The 26,886-nt window shown below is 67.4% G+C and carries 24 protein-coding genes; 14 read left to right on the forward strand and 10 right to left on the reverse strand.

All coding sequences use genetic code 11. The annotated features are described in order from the left end of the window. Positions 1 to 99: 99 nt before the first annotated feature. The gene (locus DI526_RS17865) at positions 100 to 2,226 is read right to left on the reverse strand and encodes a M3 family metallopeptidase (RefSeq protein ID WP_304280824.1); all 2,127 of its coding nucleotides are present in this window, start codon (positions 2,224 to 2,226) and stop codon (positions 100 to 102) included. 122 nt (positions 2,227 to 2,348) lie between these two features. On the opposite strand from DI526_RS17865, the gene murI reads away from it, so the two are divergent. From murI to DI526_RS17890, 5 genes are all read left to right on the forward strand, one after another. Further along, positions 2,349 to 3,197 carry a glutamate racemase gene (gene murI, locus DI526_RS17870; RefSeq protein WP_304280826.1) on the forward strand — a complete coding sequence of 283 codons (849 nt, stop codon included), beginning with the start codon at positions 2,349 to 2,351 and terminating at the stop codon, positions 3,195 to 3,197. 232 nt (positions 3,198 to 3,429) lie between these two features. Next, complete coding sequence (locus tag DI526_RS17875) at positions 3,430 to 5,895, forward strand: DNA translocase FtsK (RefSeq protein WP_304280828.1); 2,466 nt, start codon at positions 3,430 to 3,432, stop codon at positions 5,893 to 5,895. A gap of 8 nt (positions 5,896 to 5,903) precedes the next feature. Next, positions 5,904 to 6,119 (forward strand): hypothetical protein, encoded by a 216-nt coding sequence (locus DI526_RS17880; RefSeq protein ID WP_304280830.1) that lies wholly within the window; start codon positions 5,904 to 5,906, stop codon positions 6,117 to 6,119. Positions 6,120 to 6,231: 112 nt separating this feature from the next. Then, positions 6,232 to 6,873 (forward strand): outer-membrane lipoprotein carrier protein LolA, encoded by a 642-nt coding sequence (locus DI526_RS17885; protein WP_304280832.1) that lies wholly within the window; start codon positions 6,232 to 6,234, stop codon positions 6,871 to 6,873. A gap of 238 nt (positions 6,874 to 7,111) precedes the next feature. Then, the gene (locus DI526_RS17890) at positions 7,112 to 7,918 is read left to right on the forward strand and encodes an exodeoxyribonuclease III (RefSeq protein WP_304280834.1); all 807 of its coding nucleotides are present in this window, start codon (positions 7,112 to 7,114) and stop codon (positions 7,916 to 7,918) included. Here the strand turns inward: DI526_RS17890 and DI526_RS17895 are convergent. The 7 genes from DI526_RS17895 to DI526_RS17925 all read right to left on the reverse strand — a co-directional run bounded on the left by DI526_RS17895 (position 7,915) and on the right by DI526_RS17925 (position 15,273). Further along, on the reverse strand, positions 7,915 to 9,726 hold the full coding sequence (locus DI526_RS17895) for a methyl-accepting chemotaxis protein (RefSeq protein WP_304280836.1): 1,812 nt from the start codon (positions 9,724 to 9,726) through the stop codon (positions 7,915 to 7,917). The two genes, DI526_RS17890 and DI526_RS17895, sit on opposite strands and share 4 nt — an antisense overlap. Positions 9,727 to 9,781: 55 nt before the next feature. Continuing rightward, the gene (locus DI526_RS17900) at positions 9,782 to 11,164 is read right to left on the reverse strand and encodes an OprO/OprP family phosphate-selective porin (RefSeq protein WP_304280837.1); all 1,383 of its coding nucleotides are present in this window, start codon (positions 11,162 to 11,164) and stop codon (positions 9,782 to 9,784) included. Positions 11,165 to 11,466: 302 nt separating this feature from the next. Then, a complete protein-coding gene (gene dnaQ, locus DI526_RS17905) occupies positions 11,467 to 12,180 on the reverse strand; it encodes a DNA polymerase III subunit epsilon (RefSeq protein ID WP_304280839.1) in 714 nt (237 codons plus the stop codon). 144 nt (positions 12,181 to 12,324) lie between these two features. Continuing rightward, complete coding sequence (gene coaE / locus DI526_RS17910; protein WP_304280841.1) at positions 12,325 to 12,918, reverse strand: dephospho-CoA kinase; 594 nt, start codon at positions 12,916 to 12,918, stop codon at positions 12,325 to 12,327. Beyond that, positions 12,912 to 13,772, reverse strand: coding sequence for a shikimate dehydrogenase (gene aroE, locus DI526_RS17915; protein WP_304280843.1), 861 nt, complete (start codon positions 13,770 to 13,772; stop codon positions 12,912 to 12,914). The genes coaE and aroE overlap by 7 nt, the downstream gene beginning before the upstream one ends. Beyond that, on the reverse strand, positions 13,769 to 14,368 hold the full coding sequence (locus DI526_RS17920; RefSeq protein WP_304280845.1) for a Maf family protein: 600 nt from the start codon (positions 14,366 to 14,368) through the stop codon (positions 13,769 to 13,771). Before DI526_RS17920 ends, aroE begins: the two co-directional genes overlap by 4 nt. Continuing rightward, on the reverse strand, positions 14,365 to 15,273 hold the full coding sequence (locus DI526_RS17925) for a pyruvate, water dikinase regulatory protein (RefSeq protein ID WP_304280847.1): 909 nt from the start codon (positions 15,271 to 15,273) through the stop codon (positions 14,365 to 14,367). The genes DI526_RS17920 and DI526_RS17925 overlap by 4 nt, the downstream gene beginning before the upstream one ends. 445 nt (positions 15,274 to 15,718) lie before the next feature. Here DI526_RS17925 and hemE point away from each other — a divergent pair, with 445 nt between their 5' ends. The 4 genes from hemE to rho all read left to right on the forward strand — a co-directional run bounded on the left by hemE (position 15,719) and on the right by rho (position 19,968). Then, positions 15,719 to 16,774: a uroporphyrinogen decarboxylase gene (gene hemE, locus DI526_RS17930; protein WP_304280849.1), complete on the forward strand. Its 1,056-nt coding sequence runs from the start codon at positions 15,719 to 15,721 to the stop codon at positions 16,772 to 16,774. After that, positions 16,771 to 17,814: a ferrochelatase gene (hemH, locus tag DI526_RS17935; protein WP_304280851.1), complete on the forward strand. Its 1,044-nt coding sequence runs from the start codon at positions 16,771 to 16,773 to the stop codon at positions 17,812 to 17,814. The genes hemE and hemH overlap by 4 nt, the downstream gene beginning before the upstream one ends. Next, the gene (locus tag DI526_RS17940; RefSeq protein WP_304280867.1) at positions 17,763 to 18,278 is read left to right on the forward strand and encodes a CopD family protein; all 516 of its coding nucleotides are present in this window, start codon (positions 17,763 to 17,765) and stop codon (positions 18,276 to 18,278) included. Before hemH ends, DI526_RS17940 begins: the two co-directional genes overlap by 52 nt. A gap of 256 nt (positions 18,279 to 18,534) precedes the next feature. Continuing rightward, on the forward strand, positions 18,535 to 19,968 hold the full coding sequence (gene rho, locus DI526_RS17945) for a transcription termination factor Rho (protein ID WP_304280853.1): 1,434 nt from the start codon (positions 18,535 to 18,537) through the stop codon (positions 19,966 to 19,968). Positions 19,969 to 20,164: 196 nt separating this feature from the next. Here rho and DI526_RS17950 read toward each other — a convergent pair whose 3' ends face one another. Further along, complete coding sequence (locus tag DI526_RS17950; RefSeq protein WP_304280855.1) at positions 20,165 to 21,130, reverse strand: quinone oxidoreductase; 966 nt, start codon at positions 21,128 to 21,130, stop codon at positions 20,165 to 20,167. Then, positions 21,130 to 21,825 (reverse strand): dienelactone hydrolase family protein, encoded by a 696-nt coding sequence (locus DI526_RS17955; protein ID WP_304280857.1) that lies wholly within the window; start codon positions 21,823 to 21,825, stop codon positions 21,130 to 21,132. Before DI526_RS17955 ends, DI526_RS17950 begins: the two co-directional genes overlap by 1 nt. A gap of 122 nt (positions 21,826 to 21,947) precedes the next feature. Here DI526_RS17955 and DI526_RS17960 point away from each other — a divergent pair, with 122 nt between their 5' ends. The 5 genes from DI526_RS17960 to DI526_RS17980 form a co-directional block, all read left to right on the forward strand. Continuing rightward, on the forward strand, positions 21,948 to 22,193 hold the full coding sequence (locus DI526_RS17960) for a DUF6489 family protein (protein ID WP_013081279.1): 246 nt from the start codon (positions 21,948 to 21,950) through the stop codon (positions 22,191 to 22,193). Positions 22,194 to 22,195: 2 nt separating this feature from the next. Beyond that, positions 22,196 to 23,536, forward strand: a complete 1,341-nt coding sequence (gene mnmE / locus DI526_RS17965; protein WP_304280860.1) for a tRNA uridine-5-carboxymethylaminomethyl(34) synthesis GTPase MnmE — start codon at positions 22,196 to 22,198, stop codon at positions 23,534 to 23,536. A gap of 168 nt (positions 23,537 to 23,704) precedes the next feature. Continuing rightward, the gene (mnmG, locus tag DI526_RS17970) at positions 23,705 to 25,561 is read left to right on the forward strand and encodes a tRNA uridine-5-carboxymethylaminomethyl(34) synthesis enzyme MnmG (protein WP_304280862.1); all 1,857 of its coding nucleotides are present in this window, start codon (positions 23,705 to 23,707) and stop codon (positions 25,559 to 25,561) included. After that, positions 25,551 to 26,198 carry a 16S rRNA (guanine(527)-N(7))-methyltransferase RsmG gene (gene rsmG / locus DI526_RS17975; RefSeq protein ID WP_304280864.1) on the forward strand — a complete coding sequence of 216 codons (648 nt, stop codon included), beginning with the start codon at positions 25,551 to 25,553 and terminating at the stop codon, positions 26,196 to 26,198. The genes mnmG and rsmG overlap by 11 nt, the downstream gene beginning before the upstream one ends. Next, the coding region (locus DI526_RS17980) for a ParA family protein (RefSeq protein WP_304280866.1) at positions 26,188 to 26,886 on the forward strand (699 nt) is incomplete at its 3' end. The genes rsmG and DI526_RS17980, both read left to right, overlap by 11 nt.

The raw sequence follows: 26,886 nt of genomic DNA on the forward strand, positions 1-26,886 counted from the left end.
CCTCAACCAGCCAATCTGATCATCCTCAACCGTCACGGATGTCTCCGAACACCTGTCACGGATGTCCCCGGTCTGAACAGCAAGGGGAGAGGGAACGCGTCACGCCCCCGGAGGGACCGGGAAGCCGCGCTTGCGCATCAGGGCCCCGATCTTGACGTCGCGGCCGCGGAAGGCGCGGAACTGCTCGACCGGATCGACCGTGTTGCCCTTCGACATGATGTCTTCGTAGAGGCGCTTGGCCACAGCCTTGTCGTAGAAGCCGCCGGGCGCCTCCTGGAAGGCCTCGGCCGCGTCGGCGGTCAGGGTGTCGGCCCACAGATAGCTGTAGTAACCGGCCGAATAGCCGTCGCTGGAGAACACGTGCCCGAACTGCGGCGTGCGGTGCCGCATGACGATCTCCTTGGGCATGTTCAGCCTGGCCAGCTCCTCGCGCTCGAACCTGTCCGGATCGATATCGGCGTCGCCGGCCAGGTGCAGCTTCATGTCGATCAGGGCCGAGGCGAGGTACTCGGTCGTGCCGAAGCCCTCGCCGAACTTGCCGGCCGCCTCGATCTTGTCGACCAGGGCCTGCGGGATCGGCTTGCCGGTCTGGTGGTGCAGGGCGAACTGGTTCAGCACCTGGGGCGTCGACAGCCAGTGCTCGTTCAGCTGGCTGGGGAACTCGACATAGTCGCGCGCCACGGCCGTGCCCGACACCGACGGATAGGTGGCGTTGGCGTTCAGCCCGTGAATGGCGTGGCCGAACTCGTGGAACAGGGTCGTGGCGTCGTCCCACGAGATCAGCACCGGCTCGCCGGCCTTGCCCTTGATGAAGTTGGAGTTGTTCGAGACGATCGTGGTGATCTCGCCCTTGAACCGCTCCTGGGTGCGGTAGGCGTTCATCCACGCGCCCGAGCGCTTGCCGGGACGGGCATAGGGGTCGAAGTACCAAAGGCCCACGTGCTTGCCGCCGCGCGTCACCTCATAGACGGTGACGTCCTCGTGGTAGACCGGAATCCCGGAAAGCTTCTTGAATTCAAAGCCGTAGAGCTGGCCCGAGGCCCAGAACATGCCCTCGCGCAGCTTGTCCAGCTGCAGGTAGGGCTTCACCTCGTTCATATCGAGGTCGTACTTCGCCTTGCGGACCTTCTCGGCGTAGTACCGGTAGTCCCAGGGCTCCAGCTTGAACCCGCCGCCTTCCTTGTCGATGATCGCCTGCATGTCGGCGACGTCGATGGCGACCTGGGCGATGGCCGGGGTCCAGACCGCCTCCATCAGCGCCATGGCGTTGTCGGGCGTCTTGGCCATGGCGTTCTCAAGCCGCCAATGGGCGTGGGTCTTGTAGCCCAAGAGCCTGGCGCGCTCGGCCCGCAGCTTCAGGATCTTGGTGATGATCGCGTTGTTGTCGGTCGCGCCGCCGTTGTCGCCGCGATTGACGAAGGCTCGCCAGACCTTCTCGCGCGCCGCCCGGACCGGGGACTCGGCCAGGAACGGATCGACGCTGGAGCGGGTGTTCACGACGATGAACTCGCCGGAAAGCTTGCGCGCGGCGGCGTTCGAGGCCGCGGCGGCCTTCAAGCCCTCGGGCAGGCCGGCCAGATCGGCCTCGGAGAGTTTGATCCAGGTGTTCTCGTCGGCCAGCAGGTTCTGGCTGAACTTGGTGTAGAGGCCCGCCAGCTCGGTGTTGATCGCGCCGACGCGGGCCTTGGCCTCGGGGCTGAGCTTGGCGCCGGACCGCACGAAGTTGGTGTAGTAGATCCACAGGACGCGCTGCTGCTCGGGCGTCAGCCTGGCCTTGTCTGGCGAATTGTAGACCGCTTCGATGCGGGCGAAGAGCGCGGCGTTCTGGTTGATCTTGTCGCGGTGGGCCGACAGCCTCGGCCCCATCTCCGCCTCGACCTTCTGGAACTCCGGCGTGCTCATGGTCGAGCCCCAGATGCCGTAGCTGACCTGAACGGCGCCCAGCGTCCGGCCCGCGTCCTCAAGGGCCGCGATGGTGTTCTCGAAGTTGGGCGCGGCCTTATTGGCGGTGATGGCGTCGATCTCGGCCAGGTTCTTGGCCATCGCCGCCTCGAGGGCCGGCTTGAAGTGCTCGACCTTGATCTGGTCGAAGGCGGGGACGCCGCCATAGGGGCCGGTCCACTTCTGGAGCAGGGGATTGGACGCTTGGGCCATGGACACGCTGGGGCTGAGAGTGGCGGCGACCCCGGTGGCGGCCGCTGAAGCGAGGAACGTACGACGTTGCACGGAGGATCTCCGGTGGAATTTGCGCGAGACCGTAGGACAAGCCTTCCTGGCCGTCACATGACAGGACCGTAACCTTTCGCGCTCGCGTGGACGGGGCCCGCCGAGAGCGCTAAAGCTCGCTGATGATCGGCGTCTTCGACTCCGGCGTGGGCGGCCTCACGGTCCACCGCGCCCTCGTGCAGCGTCTGCCCCAAGCGGACTTCACCTATCTGGCCGACCAGGCCAACGCCCCCTATGGCGTCAGGACCGGCGAGGAGATCGTCGAGCTGACCAAGGCCGGCTGCGAGCGCCTGTTCGAGCGCGGCGCCAGCCTGGTGGTCCTGGCCTGCAACACCGCCTCGGCCATCGCCCTGCGCCGCCTGCAGCAGACCTGGCTGCCGGGCTACCGCAAGACGCTGGGTCGGCCGGTCAACATCCTGGGCATCATCGTGCCGACCATCGAGAAGGCCACGGGCCTGCCGTGGGAGCACGAGGCCGAGCGGCGCGGCGAAAAGGTCGAGCAGCTGGATATTCTCGGCGTCTTCGCCACCCAGGCCACGGTGCGCTCGCGCGTCTACGAGATCGAGATCGACAAGCGCAAGCAGGACCTGGCGGTGTTCTCCGAGGCCTGCCCGGAGCTGGTGCCGCTGATCGAGGGCGACGCCTCTGCGGTCGATCTCGCCAAGGCCGTCGAGGGCCACGTCGAGGCGCTGAAGACCCGCATCGGCCGCTATCCGGATCGGGTGGTGCTCGGCTGCACACACTACGAGATCATCGCCGACATCTTCCGCGCCGCCCTGCCGGCCGGCACGCCGCTGATCCAGCAGCCGGACGCCACCGCCGACGCCCTGGAGCTCTATCTGGAGCGCCACCCGGAATACGATCCGGGACAGGGGGGGAGCCGGATCTTCCTGACGACGGGCGCTCCGGGTCCGCAGAACGGCCTGGTGCAGAGCTTCTGGGGCGGTCCGGTGGCGTTCGAGGCGGCTTAAAGGTTCTGCTCCCCCTCTGGGGGAGCTGTCACGAAGTGACTGAGGGGGCATCGCCGGTTGATACCGAGCTGCCCCCTCCGGCCCTCCGGGCCACCTCCCCCAGAAGGGGAGGAGAGAATACCGCGCTCACGACGTTCTGAATCCTTTCCTGACGAACGTCGTAAACGCCTCTTAACCCTCTTCGGCCAAAACATCGGGGTTCGACCTGCTTCGCGGGTTCAGGACACCAGGTTTGAGTTCGGAGACTTTCATGGCGCGAGCGGCGCGGCGATCCCCGACGGAGCTCCTTTGGGATGCGATCCGTTACGGCTGGGTCCAGCCCTGGACCGCCCGCTTCCGGGGCGGGGTGGTCACCGTGGTCGGCGCCGTCCTGCTGCTGGCCATCGCCACCTACAACGCCACCGATCCCAGCCTGAACGCCGCCAGCGGCGAGCCCGCGCGCAACGCCCTGGGCGGGGTGGGCGCGGCGATCTCCGACATGCTCATGCAGTCGCTGGGCCTGGCGGCCTGGGGCGTCGCCCTGCTGATGCTGGTGTTCGGCGTCACCCGCGTGGCCCAGGCCGATCCCGACGCCGAGCGCAAGGCGATGCGCCATCGGGTGCTGGTCGGCGCGCTTGGCCTGCTGGCCCTGGCCGCGGTGCTGGCCGCGCCGCCCCCGCCGGCGATCTGGCAGCTGGAAAAGGGCCTGGGCGGCTTCTGGGGCGAGGCCCTGCTGCACGGCGTGGCAGGAACCCTGCGCTTCGCCCACATCCCGGGCGCCACCGTGATCGCCGCGGTGATGTTCGCGGTCGCCGCGGTCTTCGCCTTGGGCTTTGCGATCGGCGTCCGCGACATCGACCCCGAGGTGATCCAAGCCGCCCTGCGTCCGCGTCCGCGCCACGAGCCGGAACCCGCCAAGGCCGCGCCGGCCAAGGCGCCGCGCGTCAAGAAGGAGAAGGCCGAGGCGCCCAAGCGCGAACGGCCGGGTCGCCTGCCGCCGCTCGACGAGGAAGACGACGCCACCGCCATCGCCGCCGCGCCGAGCGCGCCCGAACGCGCCTACACGCCGCCGCCCGCCGTCCAGGACGACGAGGACGACTTCGAAGACTCGCTGGACGCCCGCCCGATGGCGATCGCCAAGCCCAAAGCCGTACCCAAGGAATCCGGCCGCGAGGCGCGGGAGCAGCAGAAGGCCTTCGCGTTCGAGGACGATGGCGGCTTCCAGCTGCCCGAGCTGGCCATGCTGGCCAAGTCCAAGCCGCGCTCCTCGGAGGTCGACGCCGGCGCCCTGCGCCAGAACGCCCGCCTGCTGGAAAGCGTGCTGGCCGAGTTCGGGGTGAAGGGACAGATCGACCAGATCCGTCCGGGTCCGGTCGTGACCATGTACGAGCTGGTCCCCGCGCCGGGCGTGAAGACCGCCCGCGTCGTGGCCCTGGCCGACGACATCGCCCGCTCGATGAGCGTGATCTCGTGCCGCGTCGCCGTGGCCCAGGGCCGCAACGCCATCGGCATCGAAATGCCCAACTCGCGGCGCGAGACCGTCTATCTGCGCGACCTTCTGTCCAGCGCCGACTACGAGAAGGCCAGCCAGATCCTGCCCATGGCGCTGGGCGAGACGATCGGCGGCGAGCCCTACATCGCCGACCTCGCGAAAATGCCCCACCTGCTGATCGCCGGCACCACCGGTTCGGGCAAGTCGGTCGGCGTCAACGCCATGATCCTGTCGATCCTGTACAAGCTGCCGCCCGAGAAGTGCCGCTTCATCATGGTCGATCCCAAGATGCTGGAACTGTCGGTCTATGACGGCATCCCGCACCTGCTGGCCCCCGTCGTCACCGATCCGAAGAAGGCCGTGGTGGCGCTGAAGTGGACGGTCCGCGAGATGGAGGACCGCTATCGCCGCATGTCGAAGATCGGCGTGCGCAACATCGCCGGCTACAACGAGAAGGCCAACGAGGCCCTGGCCAAGGGCGAGCACTTCGAGCGAACGGTCCAGACCGGCTTCGACGACGCCGGCCGCCCGATCTACGAGACCGAGCAGATCCGGCCCGAGGCCATGCCCTATCTGGTCGTGGTCATCGACGAGGTGGCCGACCTGATGATGGTGGCCGGCAAGGACATCGAAGGCGCCGTGCAGCGCCTGGCCCAGATGGCCCGCGCCGCCGGCATCCACCTGATCATGGCCACCCAGCGCCCCTCGGTCGACGTCATCACCGGCACCATCAAGGCGAACTTCCCCACCCGGATCAGCTTCCAGGTGACCAGCAAGATCGACGCCCGCACGATCCTGGGCGAGCAGGGGGCCGAGCAGCTGCTGGGCCAGGGCGACATGCTCTACATGGCCGGCGGCGGGCGCATCACCCGCCTGCACGGTCCGTTCGTCAGCGACGGTGAGGTCGAGGCCGTGGCCCGCTTCCTGCGCGACCAGGGCACGCCCCAGTACCTGGAAGAAGTCACCGCCGGCGGCGACGAGGAACAGGAAGAGGCCATCGAGGCGGCGTTTGGCGGCGAGGGTGGTTCGAACGACCTCTACGACCACGCCGTGGCCGTGGTCACCCGCGACCGCAAGGCCTCGACCAGCTACATCCAGCGCCGCCTGCAGATCGGCTACAACCGCGCCGCCTCGCTGATGGAGCGGATGGAGAAGGAAGGCGTCGTCGGCGCCGCCAACCACGCCGGCAAGCGCGAGATCCTGGCCCCGCCGCCGCCGCCGCTCTAGCCGGGCCGATGCCGAAGTACCGTTTCGCCTACTATGTGGGCTATCGAAAACCCAGGGCGCTCGGGACCATGATTTTCGCGGACGACGCGGCGGCGCTTGAGGCCTTCGTGAACCTGGACATGGGTGGAATCCCTGCGGAGCTCTGGCGTTGCGATCCTCAGCGGATGTTGGCGGCCAAAGACGCCGATGGAACCGTTTCAACCTCAACTGAAGCGAAACCATAGAGCCCGAGGCGGGTTCTCCTACTTCCCAACCTGAACGGCGCTTCATCGGGGCGCCGGAAAATGGCCTCGCGCCGGCCTTCGCGCGGGCCAAGGTTGCGGCTAAGGAGTTCGCATGACCACTCGCCGTTTCCTCATCGCGGTCGCGCTGACAGCCGCTGTCGCCTCGCCGGCCCTGGCCCAGAACACCGCGCCGACCCCGGCGTCCCTGAACGCCGAGCAGAAGGCGTTGCTCGACAAGGCCACCGCCTATGTCCAGGGGCTGGGCTCGGCCAAGGGCCGCTTCGTCCAGACCGATGCACGCGGCACGCGGACGCAGGGGACTTTCTACCTGCAGCGCCCGGGCAAGGCGCGGTTCGCCTATGACGCGCCGGCCGGCCTGCTGGTCGTGTCGAACGGCAACAACGTCAACATCTGGGACAGCCGGCTGAAGACCTATGAGAGCTATCCGCTCAGCAAGACGCCGCTGAACCTCTTGCTGGCCCGCGAGGTCCGGCTTGACCGTGGCGTGGTCATCACCGACGTGCGCCGCCTGGCCGACGGCTTCACGATCGTGGCCCAGGACGCCAAGCGCCAGGCGCTGGGCAAGATCGCGCTGGATTTCTCGGACGGCCCCGTCGCCCTGATGGGCTGGACCGTCACCGACATCAAGGGCGGCCAGATCCGGGTGCGCCTGACGGACTTCGGACCCGCCTCGGGGCTCGACCCGAAGCTGTTCGTCCTGACCGATCCTCGACCGAAGGTAGGCCGGCCCTAGGCCGCTTTGTGACATTCTCACAACATGCAAGAATCAACACGCGTTGCTCTTGACTAAAAATTAGGACGTGGCATATTTAACACGCATGGCGATGAGCGACCGACCCGCTCCTCGCGAACCGTGCCGGACTCTATCCCCTCCCGGCGGCGGCATGAGAGACTAGACTTTCGTCCCCGGGCGCCGATGCGCCCGGGGCGTTTTTCTTTTCAGGCGTGGACAAACACCCTAAAGCCGACCCATGCGCCTCCGTATCGCCACCTGGAACGTCAATTCCGTCCGCCTGCGCGCCAAGCAGGCCGCCCGCTTCGTCGACGAGCAGGCGCCGGACGTCCTGTGCATGCAGGAGATCAAGTGCCAGGAGGGCGAGTTCCCGCGCGAGGCCTTCGAGGCCATGGGCCTGCCGCACCTGAAGATCGCGGGCCAGAAGGGCTGGCACGGCGTGGCGATCGCCTCGCGCCTGCCGATCGAGGACGTTCCGACCCTGATGAACTGCCGCGAAGGCCACGCCCGCTGCGTGGCGGTGAAAGTGGCCGGGGTCGAGATCCAGAACTTCTACATCCCCGCGGGCGGCGACCTGCCCGATCGCGTCGCCAATCCGAAGTTCGACCACAAGCTCGACTTCTACGAGACCCTGACCGCGGCGCTAAAGAAGCGCGATCCCAAGGATCCGCTGATCGTCACCGGCGACCTGAACATCGCGCCCGGCGAGAACGACGTCTGGAGCCACCGGCAGATGCTGAAGGTGGTCAGCCACACGCCGCCCGAGTTGGAAGCCTTCGACGCCCTGGTCAAGTCGATGGACCTGCTGGACCTGCCGCGGCTGGCGACGCCGGAGCCTGAAAAGCTGTTCAGCTGGTGGAGCTACCGCGCCGCCGACTTCCGCAAGTCGAACCGCGGCCTGCGGCTGGACCATATCCTGGCCAGCCCCGGGCTGCGCGACGCGGCCATCGTGGACGGCAGGGTGTCATCCCGCGTCCACGACGACGTCCGCGAATGGGAGCGGCCCAGCGACCACGCCCCGGTGACGGCCGACCTGAAGGTCTAGGCCGCCAGCGCCCGCGCGGCGCTTTCGCTGACCTTGAACTGGCTCATCAGGCGCGCCAGGTCGTCGGCCTCGGTCGCCAGGCTGTGGCTGGCGGCGGTGGCCTCTTCCACCATGGCGGCGTTCTGCTGCGTCACCTGGTCCATCTGGTTGACGGCGACATTGACCTCGCCCAGGCCGGTGGCCTGCTCGCGCGCCGAGGCCGCGATCTCGGTGACGATGCCGCTGACGTCGATGACCTTGGCGACGATGCTTTCCAGCGCCTTGCCGGTCTGGCCGACCAGTTCGACGCCGGTCATGACCTGATTGGTCGACAGGGTGATCAGCGCCTTGATCTCCTTGGCCGCGTCGGCGGAGCGCTGGGCCAGGGCCCGGACTTCCTGGGCGACCACGGCGAAGCCGCGGCCGGCCTCGCCCGCCCGGGCCGCCTCGACGCCCGCGTTGAGGGCCAGAAGGTTGGTCTGGAAGGCGATCTCGTCGATCACGCCGATGATCTGGCTGATCTGGCTGGAGGAGCCCTCGATCTCGCTCATCGCCGCTACGGCGCGCTCGGCGATCTGGCCGCCGCTCTCGGCGTCGGTCTTGGCGCTGCTGACGGCCGAGCGGGCATGGCCGGCGCCTTCGGCGGTCTTGTTGACGGTCTGGGTGATCTCTTCCAGGGCCGCGGCGGTCTCTTCGAGGCTGGCGGCCTGCTGCTCGGTGCGACGCGCCAGGTCGTCGGAGGCGGACGAGATTTCCCGCGCGCCGCCGCTGATGGTCATCACCGCGTGGCGGACGCCCGAGATGACGGTCTCCAGCTTCGCGATCGAGGCGTTGAAGTCTTCCTTCAGCTGTTCGCTCTTGGGGGCGAGCGGCTCGGTGATCCGGTGCGTCAGGTCGCCGATCGACAGGGCGTGCAGGCCCTTGCCCAACGCCTCGATCGTCGCCCGATCCTCGGCGGCTTCCCGAGCCCGCTGCGCTTCGGTCCTGGCGCGCTCGGCCTCGCCGGCCTCGCGCATGGCGCCGGTTTCCTTCTCGAGCCGGATCGCCTTGAGGCTGTTTTCCTTGAAGGTTTCGAAGGCGCGCGACAGCGAGCCGACCTCGTCGGCCCGGTCGCGGTCAGGCGTCTCGACGTTGAAGTCACCGTCGGCCAGGCGCAGCATCGACTGGGTCATGCGGCCGACCGGAGCCGCCACCAGGGCGGTCAGTTGCCAGCCCATGCCCAAGGCGATGACCAGCAGGCCGACGCCGCCCCCGATCAGCATGGCGACCGACGAGAAGATCGCCTTGTGCTGGGCGGCTTCACGCACGGCCATCCGGGCCTGTTCGGTCTTGCGGATCGCGGTCACGCCCTTGGTGATGTGGGTCACGCGAGCCTTTTCGCCGGCGGCGGTCAGGGTCTCACGCGCCGCATCGCGGGTGGCGGGATCGAGCCCGGCCTGGGTCAAGGGCGTACCGTAGGTGTCGAGCCACTTCTGGGCGTCGCTCTTGACCTTGGCCAGGCCGGCCTTTTCCTCATCGGTAAGGTCGGACGCCTCGAGCTTGGCGACGGCGTCGTTGAACTGGGTCACCCCGTCCTTGTAGCTGTCCATCATCTTGGCGTTGCCGGTCAGCAGCAGCCCGCGCGTCTGCGAGTTCAGACGCAGCATGCCCTTCTCGGCCGTGTGGGTCTGGTCGATGATCGACTTGCTCTGGTCGTTCAGGCGGATCGCCTGCTGCATGCCCATCAGCTGCAGGAAGACGCTGAGGATCATCGCCACGGCCGCCCCCAAGAGCAGGCCAAAAGACAGCATGATCTTGTTACGGATCGATATGTTCTTCAGAAAAGACATCGAGGGCTCCAGGCCGAGAAGGGGAGGGTCGGAGGGGCGTTTCCTCGATGTTTTCTTAGAACTCGATCTGCATGCGAGCTTGGAAGACCGTCACGTCGGCGTCGTTTTCGATTGTACCGATGCGGCGGTTATTGACCTTGGCCTTGGTGACGTTGGTCATGAAGCGGACGTTGCTGTAGGGGTACCAGTTCACGCCCGCGGTCAGGCCCTTGTAGGTGCCGGCCGTCGCCAGGCCCGGCTGGCTGGCCAGGGCGGTGACGGCGTTGGGGCTCATCTTGGTCAGGTCGGCGTAGTCGTAGCGGCCGGCCACTTCCCAGGCGCCCTTGCCGCCCTTGTCGATCGGGTGCAGCACCTTGACCTTGCCGAACTGGCCGGCGGCGCTGTAGGGGCGGGTTTCGCCGGTCGGGAACCAGCTGGCCAGGGCGTAGCCAGTGACGATGTTGAAGTCCGGACCGCCGTTGACGGCGCTCTGGGCGGTGGTCACGCGATTGACCTTGATGCGGGCCAGTTCGCCCTGGACCGAGACCGTCTTGTGGGTCCAGGCCGCTTCGCCCGCCACGGTGGTGTCGCTCTTGCCCACCGCGCCGGTCGACAGCAGCACGCCGCCGGCCGAGTTCTGCGGACGATAGGCGGTGTTGGCGGCCGCCGAATAGGTGAAGCCGGTCTCGCCGCCGGTGTCCCGGTAGCGCACCGAGGCGCCAAGGTGGACGCTGTCCGTCGCGGTCATCACCGGAGCATAGGTGCCGCGGACCATGAAGCCCGAGCGTTCCTTGGCGTTGTTGACGTTATAGGCGCCCGAGGACACGTCGGCCTTGTTGATCGAGTCGCCCTGCAAGGCGCCGCGCAGCGACCAGTTCTTGCCGACCTTGGTGGCCTGGGCGGCCAGAACGAAGCCGTTGTCGGTCAGGTCGCCGAACGGGCCCCGCTCCATGAACGTGATGGTCTTGACCGAGGTGAGGTTCTCCAGGCCACCGACCTTCTGGTTGCCGACCGTGAGCAGCAGGCCGCTCTTGGTCTTGTATTCGATGACCGCGTCGTCCCAGCCCCAGGAACCGCCGTTGGCCGCGCCGCCCTCGATGCGATAGGCCCACTGGCCGAACGCCCCTTCGGCCCCCAGGAACAGCTGGCGGGCGCGGAACTGGCGCGACTTGTAGGACGGACCGGTGTCACGGTTGACGTCGACATTGACGCCGTCGATCAGCAGGCGGCCGCGCAGCTTGAAGGTCGCGCCGCTGGCGTCGGTGAAGCGCGGCGAGCCTTCCCACTTGATCTGGGTGGCGGGCGCCGGGGCGGCGGCGGGCTTGGCGGCGGGCGCGGCGGCCTTGGTCTCCAGAGACTGGAGCCGCTCTTGCATGACCTTGATCTGCGCCTTCAGCTCCTCGAGCGAGGCGGCGTCCGTCTTGGGCGCGTCCTGGGCGGCGGCCACGCTGGCCAGCATCGAAGCGGCTAGGAGAGATACAGAGAATAACTTGCGCACGAGAAATCGCCCCGTTCCTGAGAACACCAGAATTGTTGGGCGAAGTTGATCGGCGGGGCCGGTGAATTCGTGATTAATCTATCATGACCCGCGACAATATGACCTATCTATGGATCATATGCCGGGAGCCAGCTGTCCTCAGCCTTTTAAGAACACCGTTCTACTACGGGTATTCTTCAGGTTGCAGCTATTTATCTGGTCAATTTTTCGGGTGTCGTCGTCTGCCGCTTTGGGAGCGTCAACAAAACAGCGGGCGTCCCGCGTCAGCCTTCGGCGGCGACCACGCCGAACTTGATCCACAGGGCCTGGTCTTTGAGATTCTTCCGCACCCAGGCCGCGTGGACTTCACGCTCGGCGTCGGTGGAGCGGGGCGCCAGCGGACGCGGACGCGATCCGTACGACCCCTGCACGGCGGCCGAAATCGCCAGGGCCTCGACCGCGTGGGTCAGTTCCAGCGCCCGTTCCTTGCCGCCCTGCAGCTCAAGATAGACCTCGGCCAGCAGGTGGGCGTCGATCAGGGCGCCGTGCTTGTCGCGGCTTTCCAGGCTGATCTTGAAGCGTTTGCACAGCGCGTCGAGCGAGTTGTACATGCCCGGGAAGCGCTTCTTGGCCATGGCCAGGGTGTCGACCCAGCGATCCTCGTGGATCGGCGCGCGGCCGCACTTCTCCAGCTCGAAATTGACGAACTGACGGTCGAAGGCGGCGTTGTGGGCGACGACGACGCTGTCGCCGACGAACTCGACGAAGCGGTCGGCGATCTCGTGGAACTTCGGCTTGCCCGTCAGGAAGGCGCTGGACAGGCCGTGGACCTTCTCGGCCTCGGCCGGCATGTCGCGCAACGGGTCGCAATATTCATGGAACGAGCGGCCGGTCGGCATGAAGTCGACCACCTCGATGCAGCCGATTTCCACCAGGCGGTCGCCGGTCTTGGGGTCGAAGCCGGTGGTTTCGGTGTCGAGGATGATCTCGCGGGCCATGGCCCTTCTTTGAGCCGGTTCGAGACCGGCTTCAAGCGGGGCCGGAGCCTGCCGGTTCAGATGTGGCCATCTGAACCGATAAGCAGGCTCCATTCTTGGGGATAGAGCGTGACGGCCGCCGAAACCGGCCTCCACTTTCGGCTGTCACGCTCTCGTTCTCAACAGAGTCAGAAGGTCGCGGACCTGCGCTCGGGCGTGCTCGAGCCCCTGTCCGGTGTCGATCACGAAGTCGGCGCGGGCGCGCTTTTCGGCGTCAGGCAGTTGCCGGGCCAGGATCGCCTCGAACTTCTCCGGCGTCATCTCAGGGCGGGCCAGGACCCGGGCGCGCTGGACATCGGCGGGGGCGGAGACCACGACGACCTTGTCGACGCTTTTCTGGCCGCCGGTCTCGAACAGCAGGGGCACGTCGAGCACGACGATGTCGCGGCCCTCGGCCTGCGCCTTCTCGAAGAACCCGATCCGGTGCGCCCCGACCAGCGGGTGGACGATCGCCTCCAGCTTGGCGAGCGCCTCGGGATCGCCGACCACCTTGGCGCTCAGCTTGGCGCGATCGATCGCGCCGTTGGTGACCACGCCGGGAAAGGCCGCCTCGACCGGCGCCACCGCCGCGCCGCCGACAGCGTAAAGCGCATGCACCGCCGCGTCGGAATCGTAGACGGGCACGCCCTCGGCCTCGAACATCGCCGCAGTGGTCGACTTGCCCATGCCTATGGAGCCGGTCAGGCCGAGGATCAGCATGGTTCGCCCAGGAGCTTCAGGGCCATACCGCGGACATCCACCGCCGGGGAGGGCGGCGCGCCGTAGATCGCCTCGAACGTCGGTATGGCCTGGCGCAGCAGCATCTCGAGGCCGTCCACCGTCCGCCGACCGGCGGCTTGCGCGCGGCGCAGGAACTCGGTGCGCAGCGGCCTGTAGACCATGTCCATGACCACGGCGGTCTTGGGCGTCAGGGAAAGATCGACGGCCGGACCCTCGCCGCCGCCCAGGCCAAGCGAGGTGGCGTTGATCACGAGGCCGGCGTCGGCGAGAAGGTCGGGCAGGGCGGCTTCGTCAGCCGCGATCACCCTTTCGCCGAAGGCGTCGGCCAGCTCCTGGGCGCGGGCCAGGGTGCGGTTGACGATCCGGATCTGCGGCGCGCCGGCCAGAAGCAGGGCGGCGACGGCCCCCCGCGCCGCGCCGCCGGCGCCGAGGATCAGGATCGGGGCGGCCGCGACCTCGAAGCCGGGCGCTTGAGCCTCGATCGCGCCCAACAAGCCGGGGCCGTCGGTGTTGTCGGCGTGGATCGAACCATCGGCCGCGAACAGCAGAAGATTCGCCGCCCCGGCCATCTTCGCCAGATCGCTGGCGGTGTCGGCCAGGGCCAGGGCCCGCTCCTTGAACGGGATGGTGACATTGACCCCGCGCACCGCCCCGCCGCGCAGGCCGTCGACGAAGGTCTCGAACCGCTCGGCCGTCGGGGCGAAGGGCACATAGGCCGCGTCGAGGCTGGCCGCGGCGATCCAGGCGTTGTGAATCACCGGGCTCATCGAATGCTTGATCGGCTGGCCGCAGACGCCGCCCACCACGGCCGCGCCCGAAATCGTCGAACTCATGCCACCAGGGCTCCGTGAAGACGCAGGAAGTCCAGAAGTCCGACCAGCGGCAGACCCAGTATGGCGAAGTAGTCCCCGTCCACCTGGTCGAACAGCTGGACGCCCTCGCTCTCCAGCTCGTAGCAGCCGACCGACCACAGCAGGGCCTCGCCGCGACGCTCTATATACTGGTCGAGCCAGACCTCGCTGAACGGGCGCACGGACAGCTTGGCGGTCTCGACGATCCGCCAGATCGGCTGCCCGTCGCGCGCCACCACCACGGCCGAGTGCAGCTTGTGGACCTGGCCGCGCAGCTCGAGCAGCCGGGCGCGGGCCTCGTCCAGCGTGTCGACCTTGTCGATCAGCTCGCCCCTCAGGTCGAGCGTCTGGTCGGCGCCGATCACGAGACCCGGCCGCTTGGCCGAGACCTTGACCGCCTTCATCTCGGCCAGGGCGTCGGCGATGTCGCGCGGGGTGACCTCCTCGGCCAGCAGGCCGGCCTTGGCGGCGTCTTCGTCGACGCCGGACCCGACGGCCTCGAAGGCGACGCCGGCGTTCTTGAGGATCATCTGCCGGGCGGAGCTTTTCGACGCCAGGGTGACGGGGGTCAGGGTCATCCCAGGACCTCGACCTGGCCCCGGCCATTGGACAAGAGGTTGATCACCGCGGCCGCCGTCTCCTCGACCGAGCGGCGGGTGATGTCGATCACCGGCCAGCCCTGGCGCTCGAACAGGCGGCGGGCGGCGATGATTTCCTGCCGGACCGAGTCGCCGTCGACATAGTCGCTCTCGCGGCTTTCCTTCAGGGAGAGCAGCCGGTTGCGGCGGATTTGGATCAGCCGGTCGGGCGAGGTGATCAGGCCGACGATCAGGGTGTTCTTCAGCTCGAACAGTTCCGGCGGCGGCGGACGGCCCGGCACCAGCGGCACATTGGCGGCGCGCACGCCGCGGTGAGCCAAATAGATGCAGGTCGGGGTCTTGGAAGTCCGCGACACGCCGACCAGGATCACGTCCGCCTGGGTCAGGTCCTGGCCGCCCTGGCCGTCGTCGTGGGCGATGGCGTAGTCCAGCGCCTCGATGCGGTCGAAATAGTCGTTGGTCAGGGCGTGCTGGGCGCCGACCCGGGTGGAGATCCGGGCGCCAAGATACCGCGACATGGCGCTGACCACCGGATCGAGCGCGGCGATGCAGGGCATCTCCCGCTTGCGGCAGCCTTCTTCCAGCGCCTGGCGCAGGCCGGGATCGACAATCGTATGCATGACCACGCCCGGGGCCCCGCCGATCTCTTCCAAGGCCCGATCCAGCTGGCGGGTGGAGCGCACCAGCGCATAGATGTGCTCGATGGGCAGGATGTCGGTGAACCGGGCGCAGACGGCTCGCGCCATGGCGTTCAGCGTCTCGCCGGTCGAGTCCGACACCAGATGGATGTGGAAGTAGGTCGCAAAGCGCGGCGGAAGCCGTTCGCCCTCGCCGCCCGCGCCCTGAGTCTCCTGTGGATCATCCGTTAACGGTTGTTTAACCACTAGCCCTGCCTCTGGGGACGCCTGGGCGCCGATGGCCCCCCGAGGCGTCGTGACATGGCGCCGCTGTGATCAACGGTCGCATTGCTCGCCTATCATCCCCAGGCCCAGCCCGCATCCCCGAAGTCTGAATTTGGCTTGTCCCTATCCCGGGGATGAGTCCCGTGAGGGGTCTTTCCGACGCCGCCGTTAATTAAGTTTTCTTTAAGAGCTTCAAGGCCCTGCCGAGCCGTCCACAAGATTAACAGAGGGTTAATCACATGTTCGGGGCCTTGTGGGCAAAGGCGCACGGCGTGTGGGAGTCAGCCGCGCTGGGCGGGTTTTCCACGGTTTGCAGTTGCCCTCCCTCAGCCTCTTCTCCTCTTAATTTCTTATTAAATTATGTTAGAAAGGGCTTAAGGGGACACGGGGCTTGAGCCGAAGCCCGCGCCGGGCTTTAACCCGAGCCATGACGTCGCCCTCCCAGTCTCCCAGCACGCCTCCGAAGTTTCTCTCCGCGCTGTCGGGCCAGGCCCATGCGCATCCGCCCGTCTGGTTCATGCGCCAGGCGGGTCGGTATCTGCCGGAGTATCGGGCGGTGCGCGCCACCGCCCCCGACTTCATCAGCTTCTGCTTCGATCCGGAAAAGGCGGCTGAGGTCACACTGCAGCCGATGCGGCGGTTTCCGTTCGATGCGGCGATTGTCTTCGCCGACATCCTGCTGATCCCCGGCGCCCTGGGCCAGAAGGTCTGGTTCGAGGCCGGCGAAGGCCCAAAGCTCGGCGACATGCCGTCGGTGGAGTCCATGGCCGAGAAGGCCGGCGAGGCGGGCAAGGCCCTATCGCTGGTCGGGGAGACGCTGACGCGGGTTCGCTCCGCGCTCGATCCTGAGAAGGCGTTGATCGGCTTCGCCGGCGCGCCGTGGACCGTGGCGACCTACATGATCGAGAAGGGCTCCAGCGATCGCAGCGGCGCGCGGACCTTCGCCTACCAGAACCCCGAGACGACCGACGCCCTGATCCAGGTGCTGGTCGACTCGACGGTCGACTACCTGGCCATGCAGGTCGACGCCGGCGCGCAGGCCGTGAAGCTGTTCGAGAGCTGGGCCGAGGGCCTGTCCGAGCCGCTGTTCGATCGCCTGGTCACCCAGCCGCACAAGAAGATCGTCGAGGGCCTGCGGGCGCGCGGAGTCACCGTGCCGATCATCGGCTTCCCGCGCGGGGCCGGCGCCCTGGTCGAGGGCTACGCCGCAGAGGTTCCGGTGCAGGGCGTGGCGCTCGACACCCAGGCCAGCGCCAAGCTGGGCCAAGCCATCCAGAAGACCAAGACCATCCAGGGCGCCCTCGATCCGCTGCTGTTGCGGGCCGGCGGCGACGCGCTGCTGAAGCGGGTGGACGAGCTGCTCGAACAGTGGAACCAGGGTCCCTATATCTTCAATCTGGGGCATGGGATCCTGCCGGACACGCCGATCGCCCACGTCGAGGCGGTGCTGGAGCGGGTGACCGGCCAGAAGGTGGTCAAGTGAGCCAGAAGCTCGCGGTCGTCCTGTTCAATCTTGGCGGACCCGATGGTCCGCGCGCCGTCCGGCCGTTCCTGTTCAACCTGTTCCGCGATCCGGCGATCATCGGCGCCCCGGCCCTGATCCGCTATCCGCTGGCGGCCCTGATCTCGACCACGCGCGAGAAGATGGCCAAAGCCAACTACGCGATCATGGGCGGCGGCTCACCGTTGCTTCCCGAGACGAAGAAGCAGGCCGAGGCGCTGGAAAAGGCCCTTGCGGTCGCCCTGCCCGGCGTCGAGGCCAAGTGTTTCATCGCCATGCGCTATTGGCATCCACTGACCGGCGAGACCGCGCGTCAGGTCGCGGCCTTCGCGCCGGACGACGTGGTGCTGCTGCCGCTCTATCCGCAGTTCTCGACGACCACGACCGGTTCGTCGCTGAAGGCCTGGCGCAAGGCCTACAAGGGCCCCGGGTCCGAAACGACGGTCTGCTGCTATCCGACGGATGGCGGCCTCGTCGACGCCCACGCCCGGATGATCCGCGAGACCTGGGAGAAGGCCGGTTCGCCGACCAATCTCCGTCTGCTGTTCTCGGCCCACGGTCTGCCGGAGAAGGTGATCCTGGCCGGCGATCCCTACCAGAAGCAGATCGAGGCCACGGCCGCCGCCGTCGCCGCCAAGCTGCCGGCGGGCATCGACTGGACCGTCTGCTACCAGAGCCGGGTCGGCCCGCTGAAGTGGATCGGCCCCTCGACCGACGAGGAGATCCGTCGCGCCGGCGCCGAGGGCAAGGGCGTGATGATCACCCCGATCGCCTTCGTCTCCGAGCACGTCGAGACGCTCGTCGAGCTCGATCACGAATACGCCGAGCTGGCCAAGGAAGTCGGCGCCGCGCCCTACGTCCGGGTCCCGGCCCTGGGCGGCGCGCCGGAGTTCATCGACGGCCTGGCCAGCGCCGTTCGCAATGCGCTCGGCGAACGCGCCGGGTCCGTCGCCCCGGCCTGCGGCTGGCGCTGCGGCGCCGAGTGGTCCAAGTGCCCCCGTCGGGAAGGAGCCGCCGCGTGATGGATTTCCTGGTGGCGCACTTCAATCTGGTGCGCGGGCTGCATATCCTGTCGGTCATCGCCTTCATGGCCGGCATGCTCTATCTGCCGCGGCTGTTCGTCTATCACAGCAAGGCCGCGCCGGGTTCGGAGATGGCCGAGACCTTCGTGGTCATGGAGCGGCGTCTGCTGCGCGGGATCATCAATCCCGCCTCGATCGCCACGGCGTTGTTTGGCCTTGGCCTGATCCTGGCCGACAGCCAGATCCGCGGCTGGAGCTTCCTCCTCGAGCCCTGGATGGCCACCAAGCTGGTCGCCTTGGTCGGACTCTACGGCTTCCACGGCTTCCTGTCGGCCTCGCGCAAGAAGTTCGAGAAGGGCGAATATCCCCGGTCCGAGAAGTTCTGGCGGATGGTCAACGAGATCCCGTTCGTGCTGGCGATCGTGATCGTGGTCTCGGTGACGACCAAGTTCCTGAACCACTGAGCCTGCGCGGCGCTTGACCCGCCGCCCGCCGCGTGATTTGCATCGGCGATAGGCTCGCTGTCGGCGAACCCTCTTTCTTTCACGGACCGGCGCCCGTCCTGGCGCGCCCCGCGAGCGATCCGCTCCAAGGTCCGTCCCCCGAACGATCCGCGTCATCGTCAATCGACGCGCATGTCCCGGCCCTACCGGGCATGACCCATGAAGTTCTACCGGCCGGACTCCGTCGTGGAGACCGCGCCCACCCTTGAGTCTTGTCATGACCGAAGAAACCGAAGACCAAATCCCGGGCGCCGAAGAGGCGACCATTGAAGACACCGTGGCCGACACGGCCGACGTCGCCACCGAAGCTTCCGTTGAAGCCGAGGCGGAAGGCGAGGGCGACGACGAAGGCTCCGGCATCGCCGAGGCCGTCGCGGCCCTGGGCCTGAAGTCCATGTCCCTGCAGGAGCTGAAGGAGAAGTCCCCGGCCGACCTGCTGGCGTTCGCCGAGACCTTCGAGGTCGAGAACGCCAACTCCATGCGCAAGCAGGACATGATGTTCGCGATCCTGAAGACCCTCGCCGAGGAAGGCGTGGAGATCTCGGGCTCGGGCACCATGGAAGTGCTGCAGGACGGCTTCGGCTTCCTGCGCTCGCCGGAAGCCAACTATCTTCCGGGTCCGGACGACATCTACGTCTCGCCGTCGCAGATCCGGAAGTACGGCCTGCGCACCGGCGACAGCGTCGAGGGCGCGATCCGTTCGCCGCGCGAGGGCGAGCGCTACTTCGCCCTGACCAGCGTCTCGAAGATCAATTTCGAGAGCCCCGAGAACGTGCGCCACAAGGTGCACTTCGACAACCTGACGCCGCTCTATCCCGAAGAGCGCCTGAACATGGAGCTACCCGATCCGACCGTGAAGGATCGCTCGGGCCGCGTGATCGACATCGTCGCCCCGCTGGGCAAGGGCCAGCGCTGCCTGATCGTCGCCCCGCCGCGCGTCGGTAAGACGGTGATGCTGCAGAACATCGCCAAGTCGATCGAGACCAATCACCCCGAGTGCTACCTGATCGTCCTCCTGATCGACGAGCGCCCGGAAGAAGTCACCGACATGCAGCGCACGGTGAAGGGCGAGGTGATCGCCTCGACCTTCGACGAGCCGGCGACCCGCCACGTCCAGGTGGCCGAGATGGTCATCGAGAAGGCCAAGCGCCTGGTCGAGCACAAGCGCGACGTCGTCATCCTGCTGGACTCGGTCACCCGTCTGGGCCGCGCCTACAACACCACCGTCCCGTCGTCGGGCAAGGTGCTGACCGGCGGTGTCGACGCCAACGCCCTGCAGCGTCCGAAGCGTTTCTTCGGCGCGGCGCGCAATGTCGAGGAGGGCGGCTCGCTGTCGATCATCGCCACGGCCCTGATCGACACCGGCAGCCGGATGGACGAAGTCATCTTCGAAGAGTTCAAGGGCACCGGTAACTCGGAAATCGTCCTGGACCGCAAGGTGGCCGACAAGCGCATCTTCCCGGCCATCGACGTGCTCAAGTCGGGCACCCGCAAGGAAGAGCTCATCACGCCGCGCGACCAGCTGCAGAAGACCTACGTCCTGCGCCGCATCCTCAACCCGATGGGCGCCTCGGACGCCATCGAGTTCCTGCTGGACAAGCTGCGCCAGTCGAAGACGAACGGCGACTTCTTCCAGTCGATGAACACCTGAGTCCAGCCGGACTCAGTCAGAGAGGAGAAAGGCCCCGGAGCGATCCGGGGCCTTTTTTGTTTGTCTCGAAAGTTCCTCCCCCGCATCGCGGGGGAGGTGGCCCAGAGGGCCGGAGGGGGCGAGCTCGGCGTGCGTCCAGTTCGCCCCCTCAGTCGCTCCGCGACAGCTCCCCCGCATCGCGGGGGAGCATCTTCTCTCATGGAACCAGCAACGTCGCTCCAGTCGTCCGGCGACCCTCCAACGCCTCATGCGCCGCCCGCGCCTCAGCCAGCGGGAAGGTCTGGCCGATGTCGATCTTTACCGCGCCGGAGCCTACCACCGCGAACAGCGCCTGCGCGCTCTCGTCCAGCTCCTCGGTCGTGGTGATGTAGTCGAACAGGCGAGGGCGGGTGACAAACAGCGACTTCGCCCCCAGTTCCAGCGGGGCGAACGGCGGGACCGGGCCCGAGGCGTTGCCAAAGGTGACCATCACGCCGCGGCGGGCCAGGCTCTTCAGGCTGGCGGCCCAGGTGTCCTTGCCGACGCCGTCATAGACGACCGCGACACCCTGGCCGCCGGTCAACTCGGCGACCTTGGCCGCGACCTCCTCCTGGCTGTAGTCGATCACGTGGTCCGCGCCGAGGTCGCGAGCGATAGCCGCCTTGGCTTCGGACCCGACCGTGGCGATCACGGTCGCGCCCAGACTCTTGCACCACTGGACCAGGATTTGGCCGACGCCCCCGGCGGCCGCGTGGACCAGGACGGTGTCGCTGTGTTTCACGTGGAAACATCGCCGGACCAGGAACTCGGCGGTCATGCCCTTGAGCAGGGCGGCGGCGGCCGTCTCCAGCCTGACGCCGTCCGGAACCTTCACCGCGCGGTCGGCCGGAACCACGGCGGCCTCGGCATAAGCGCCCATGGTCCCGTTGTAGGCGACACGGTCACCGACCTTGAACCGGGTGACGCCGTCGCCGACGGCCTCGACCGTTCCGGCGGCTTCCAGACCGATGCCACTCGGCAGCTTCAGCGGATAGAGGCCAGAGCGATGGTAGGTATCGATGTAGTTCAAGCCAACGGCCGCGTGACGGACCAGGATTTGGCCGGCGGCGGGCGAGGGGACGTCCGCCTCGACCGCCTCCAGGACCTCCGGGCCTCCCGTGCGGGAGAACTGGATGGCCAGCATCAGGCCAGCGCCTTCTGGAAGAAGGTCAGGCTGCGGCCGTTGGCCTTGGCCGCGTCGGCGGCGTCGTAGTGCGCGCCGCCCTCGCGGGCGAAGGCGTGATCGCGGCCGGCATAGGCGTGCAGCTCGATCTGCGGGTGATCCTTCAGCGCCTGCAGGATGACCTGCTGGGCTTCGGGCGGCACGAACTGGTCCTTCTCGGCGATGTGCATCAGCAGCGGATGGTTCAGCTTCTCGGCCTCGCCGACGTGCTTCTCCAGGCCAACGCCATAGTAGGACACCGAGGCGTCGACATCGGTGCGGGTGGCGGTCAGGAAGGCCAGCAGGCCGCCCAGGCAGTAGCCGACGGCGCCGACCTTGCCGTTGACGCCGTCCAGCTTGCGGGCGGCGGTGATGGTGGCCGCGATGTCATTGACGCCGGCGTCGACGTCGAAGGCGTTGAACAGCTCGAAGGCCTTCTTCCACTCCGCCTCGGACTGGTCGGTGATGTCAACGCCCGGCTCGATCCGCCAGAACAGGTCCGGACAGATGGCGACATAGCCTTGGGACGCCAGGCCGTCGCAGATATCGCGCATGACCTTGTTGACGCCGAAGATTTCCTGGATGACGACGATGGCCGGCGCGGAGGCCGCCTTCGGGCGCGCCACATAGGCGCTGAACTCGCCGTCCGGCGTGGTGATGGTGAGGGTCTCGCTCATCGGGGGCTCTCCGTCGTTACAGGTCAGACAAGGACCAATGTGACTTTCGACCAAAGCGCTCTAACCTGCGCCGACGGGCGAGGCCCATAACAATATCGTGCCCTGACCGAAGGGAACTTCTGATGAAGATGACGATCGAGATCGACTGCACGCCGGTCGAAGCGCGCGCCTTTCTAGGCCTGCCGGATGTCAGTGGTTTGAACGAGCATCTCGTCAAGGAGATGCAGGCCCGGATGGACGCCAACATGGCCATGCTCGCGCCAGAGGAACTGCTGAAGAACTGGATGGCGTTCGGGACCGGCGCGCAGGAGAGCTTCCGCAAGCTGATGACCGCCGCCGCCAACGCGGCGGTTGGCAAACCGGACTGACCATGGCCGATACGATCTTCGCCCTGGCCACGGCGGCCGGGCGGGCGGCGGTGGCCGTCGTGCGAGTTTCGGGCCCGGATACATTGCATGTTGTCCAGGCGCTGGCGGGCAGGGCGCCCATCCCGCGTATGGCCGCGCTCCGCAAGCTACGGCATGACGGCGTAGAGCTGGACGAAGCGCTGGTCCTACGGTTCGAAGGGCCAGCCAGCTATACCGGGGAAGACAGCGCCGAGTTTCACGTGCACGGTGGGCGAGCCGTCGTCGAGGCGCTCCTTTCGGCTCTGAGCGACCTTGGTCTTCGCTTGGCCGAACCCGGTGAATTCACACGTCGCGCCTTCGAGAACGGCAAGCTCGACCTGGCCCAGGCGGAGGGCGTCGCCGACCTGATCGACGCCGAGACCGAGGCGCAGCGGCGGCAAGCCCTGGGCCAGGTCGGCGGGGCGCTGAGCCAACGCTACGACCGCTGGCGCGACCTGCTGGTTCAGTCGCTGGCCATGCTCGAGGCGGCCGTCGACTTCCCGGATGAGGACCTGCCGGAAGAGGTCGCCGAGCGGGCGCGCCCTGGCTTGCGGGTTCTGGCCGAGGAGCTCGACTCGGCCCTGGCTGATGTTTCCCGTGGTCGCCGTGTGCGGGACGGATACCGCATCGCCCTAGTCGGCGCGCCGAACGCCGGCAAGAGCACGCTCCTGAATGGCCTGGTCGAGCGCGACGCGGCGATCGTCACCGACACGCCCGGAACCACGCGCGACGTCATCGAGGTTCCCTTGGTGCTCGGAGGCTACCGGGTGTTGGTGGCCGACACAGCCGGTCTCCGCAACACCGAAGACGCCATCGAAGCTGAGGGCGTTCGCCGCGCTCGGCGTTGGGCGGAGGAGGCCGACCTGCGCCTCTGGGTCGTCGATGGTTTTCACGTGAAACAGCTCGCCGCCATGGAGGCGACCGTCCAAGCGGGGGATTGGCTCGTGCTCAATAAGGCTGACATTGCGCAGCCGAATGAGCTGGCTGCTGCCCAGGTCCGGTGGGCGGGGGAGGGGCTTGCTGTCCACCAGCTTTCCGCGCGGTCGGAGGAAGCCGTTTCCAGCTTGCGGGCGGCCTTGGCGTCTCACGTGGCCGACGCCCTGTCGGGCGCTGAATTCCCCGCCGCCACCCGCCTGCGTCATGCGGAACGTCTCTCCGAGGCGCGCAGCTATCTGGCGCGCGCGCTTTCCGATATCGGCCTGGAGGTCGAGCTGGCCGCCGAGGACGTCCGCCTCGCCGCCCGGGCTCTGGAGAAGATCACCGGCCGGGTTGATCCCGAAGATATCCTGGGCCGCGTCTTTTCGACCTTCTGCATCGGCAAGTGATGTTTCACGTGAAACCCTCCCATATTGTCCACAGCACGCTCACAGCTGTGGCAGGGGTGTTTCACGTGAAACGCCGACGAGTCGCATCGACCCTCCGCGCTGATTGGCGTATAGATCGAGTCCAGCGCCCCCGCTTGTCCCGGGGGCGTTCGCATTGAGGCGAGTGTCTTGTCCAACTCCTGGGATGTCATTGTCATCGGCGGCGGCCATGCCGGCTGCGAGGCCGCGGCGGCCGCAGCGCGCACCGGCGCGCGCACCCTTCTGCTGACGCACAAGCTGGAAACTATCGGTGAGATGTCGTGCAACCCGGCCATCGGCGGGCTGGGCAAGGGCCATCTGGTCCGTGAGATCGACGCCCTGGACGGCGTCATGGGCCGAATGGCCGACAAGGCCGGCATCCAGTTCCGGATGCTGAACCGCTCCAAGGGTCCCGCCGTGCGCGGACCGCGCTCGCAGATCGACCGCAAGCTCTATCGCGAGGCGATGCAGGCCGAGCTGTTTTCCACGGGAAACCTCGACATCATCGCCGCCGCCGCCGAGGACCTGATCGTCGAGGACGGTCGGGTGGCTGGCGCGATCGATGGGGAAGGGCGCTCGTACCGCGCCCCCCGTGTGATCCTGACCACCGGCACCTTCCTGAAGGGCGTCATCCACCGCGGCGAAGAGCGGATTCCCGCCGGCCGTGTCGGCGACCAGCCGGCCATCGGCCTGTCGGATCGCCTATACGGCCTAGGCTTCCAGATGGGCCGCTTGAAGACCGGCACGCCCGCGCGCCTGGACGGCCGCACGATCGCCTGGGATCGCCTGGACAGCCAGGCGGCCGACGACGAGCCGGTTCCGTTCTCGTACCTGACCGACAAGATCGACGTGCCGCAGATCGCCTGCGGCGTGACCTTCACGACGGAGGAGACCCACCGGATCATCGCCGAGCGGATCGGCGAGTCCCTGGTCTATAGCGGCCGCGCCACGGGTGTCGGTCCGCGCTATTGCCCGTCGATCGAGGACAAGGTCGTCCGTTTCGCCGACAAGACCAGCCACCAGATCTTCCTTGAGCCCGAGGGCCTGGATGATCCGACGGTCTATCCGAACGGCATCTCCACCTCGGTGTCGGAAGATACCCAACTGCTGTTCCTGCGCACAATTCCCGGTCTCGAGAACGTCGAGGTTCTGCGCTACGGCTATGCGATTGAATACGACTATGTCGATCCGCGCGAGCTCTACGCCACGCTGGAGACCAAACGTCTGCCGGGCCTGTACCTGGCCGGTCAGATCAACGGCACCACGGGGTATGAAGAAGCCGGCGCTCAAGGCCTGGTCGCGGGCCTGAACGCCGCGCTCGCGGAACAGGGCAGGGAGCCCGCCGTCTTCGCCCGCGACGAGGCCTATATCGGCGTGATGATCGACGACCTGGTCACCCGTGGCGTCACCGAACCCTATCGGATGTTCACCAGCCGGGCCGAGTTCCGCCTGACCCTACGCGCCGACAACGCCGACCAGCGCCTGACCGATCGCGGCATCGCCCTGGGCGTGGTCGGCGAACATCGCGCCAACGCGTGGGCTGAGAAGAAGGCGCGGTTGGAGGCGGCCCGCGCCTTCGCGCGCTCGGTCAGCATGACGCCCAACGAGGCCGTCAAGGCGGGGTTCAAGGTCAATAGCGATGGTGTTCGCCGTGACGTTTTCGCCATGCTGGCCTATCCGGACGTCACGCTCGACGACCTCGGCCGTGTCTGGCCCGAGGTTTTCACGTGGAACACCGACGTCCGCGAGCAGATCGAGATCGAGGCGGCCTATGCCGGCTATCTCGACCGGCAGCGGGCCGACGCGGAATCCCTGCGCAGGGACGAAGACCTGCGCCTGCCGGCCGACCTGGACTATGCCGACATCGGCAGCCTGTCGAACGAGGTGCGCGAGAAGCTGGCCCGCGTTCGGCCGCTGACCCTGGGTCAGGCGGCCCGCATCGAAGGCGTGACGCCAGGGGCGCTGACCGCGCTGCTGGCCCACGTGCGGCGCACCCGTGCAGCCTGATCTCGCCGAACCTCCGGTCCTGGACGCCGCCGCCTACCAGGCCCTGACCGGCGTCAGCGACGGCCAGCTCGCCGACCTGACCCGCTTCCAGGAGCTGCTGGCCGAATGGAACGAGGTCATGAACCTCGTGGGGCCGCTGACGATCGCCACCTACTGGACCCGGCACGCCCTAGACAGCTCCCAACTGCTGGACCTGGCGCCGTCGGAGGCGTCCACATGGGCCGATCTGGGCGCCGGCGCCGGTCTGCCCGGGGTCGTTCTGGCCATACTTCTGAAGGGTAGGGCCGGGGCCAAGGTCCATCTGGTCGAATCCATGGCCAAGCGCTGCCGGTTCCTGGAGGTCGTTGCCAAGGATCTCGACCTGCCGGTCCAGATCCACAACGCCCGGGCCGAAGACCTGAAGCTGAAGGTCGACATTGTCACCGCGCGGGCCTGCGCCCCGATGACCAAGCTTCTCGGTTTCGCCGAACCCTATCTGCGCGGCGGCGCGACCGGCCTGTTCCTGAAGGGACAGGATGTCGCGGCAGAGCTGTCCGAGGCCGCCAAGGCCTGGACGTTCCAGTCAGAATTGCGACCTAGCCAAAGCGACCCTCGCGGTCGGATCGTTCAAGTGAAGGGGCTGTCTCGTGTCCGCTAATCCTCTCCGCGTCCTGGCGATCGCCAACCAGAAAGGCGGCGTGGGCAAGACCACGACCGCGATCAACCTGGGCACCGCCCTGGCCGCCTGCGGCGAGAAGGTGCTGCTGATCGACGCCGACCCCCAGGGTAACTGCTCGACCGGCCTGGGCATCGGCCGCACCCAGCGGCGGACGACCCTCTATGACGTGCTGATGGGCGAGTCGCCGGTGGTCGACGCCGCCGTGAAGACGGAGCTTCCGGGCCTGGACGTCATACCGGCGGACGCCGATCTGTCCGGTATCGAGATCGAACTCGGTCAGACCGCGCGCCGGTCATACCGCCTGCGCGACGCCCTGGACGTGATCCGCGCCAACGGCCCTTACACCTATGTTCTGATCGACTGTCCGCCGTCGCTGAACGTGCTGACGGTCAACGCCATGACCGCCGCCGACGCGGTGTTCGTGCCGCTGCAGTGCGAGTTCTTCGCGCTGGAAGGCCTGACCCAGCTGATGCGGACGATCGAGCGCGTGCGCGGCAGCCTCAATCCACGCCTGGAGATCCAGGGCGTGGTGCTGACCATGTACGACCGCCGCAACAGCCTATCGGAGCAGGTGGCCCACGACGTTCGCGCCCACTTCGGCGACAAGGTCTATGACGCGGTGATCCCGCGGAATGTCCGCGTCTCCGAGGCCCCGTCGTTCGGCAAG

It is taken from the genome of Caulobacter segnis (assembly GCF_003243465.1).
Taxonomy (GTDB): Bacteria; Pseudomonadota; Alphaproteobacteria; order Caulobacterales; family Caulobacteraceae; genus Caulobacter; species Caulobacter segnis_A.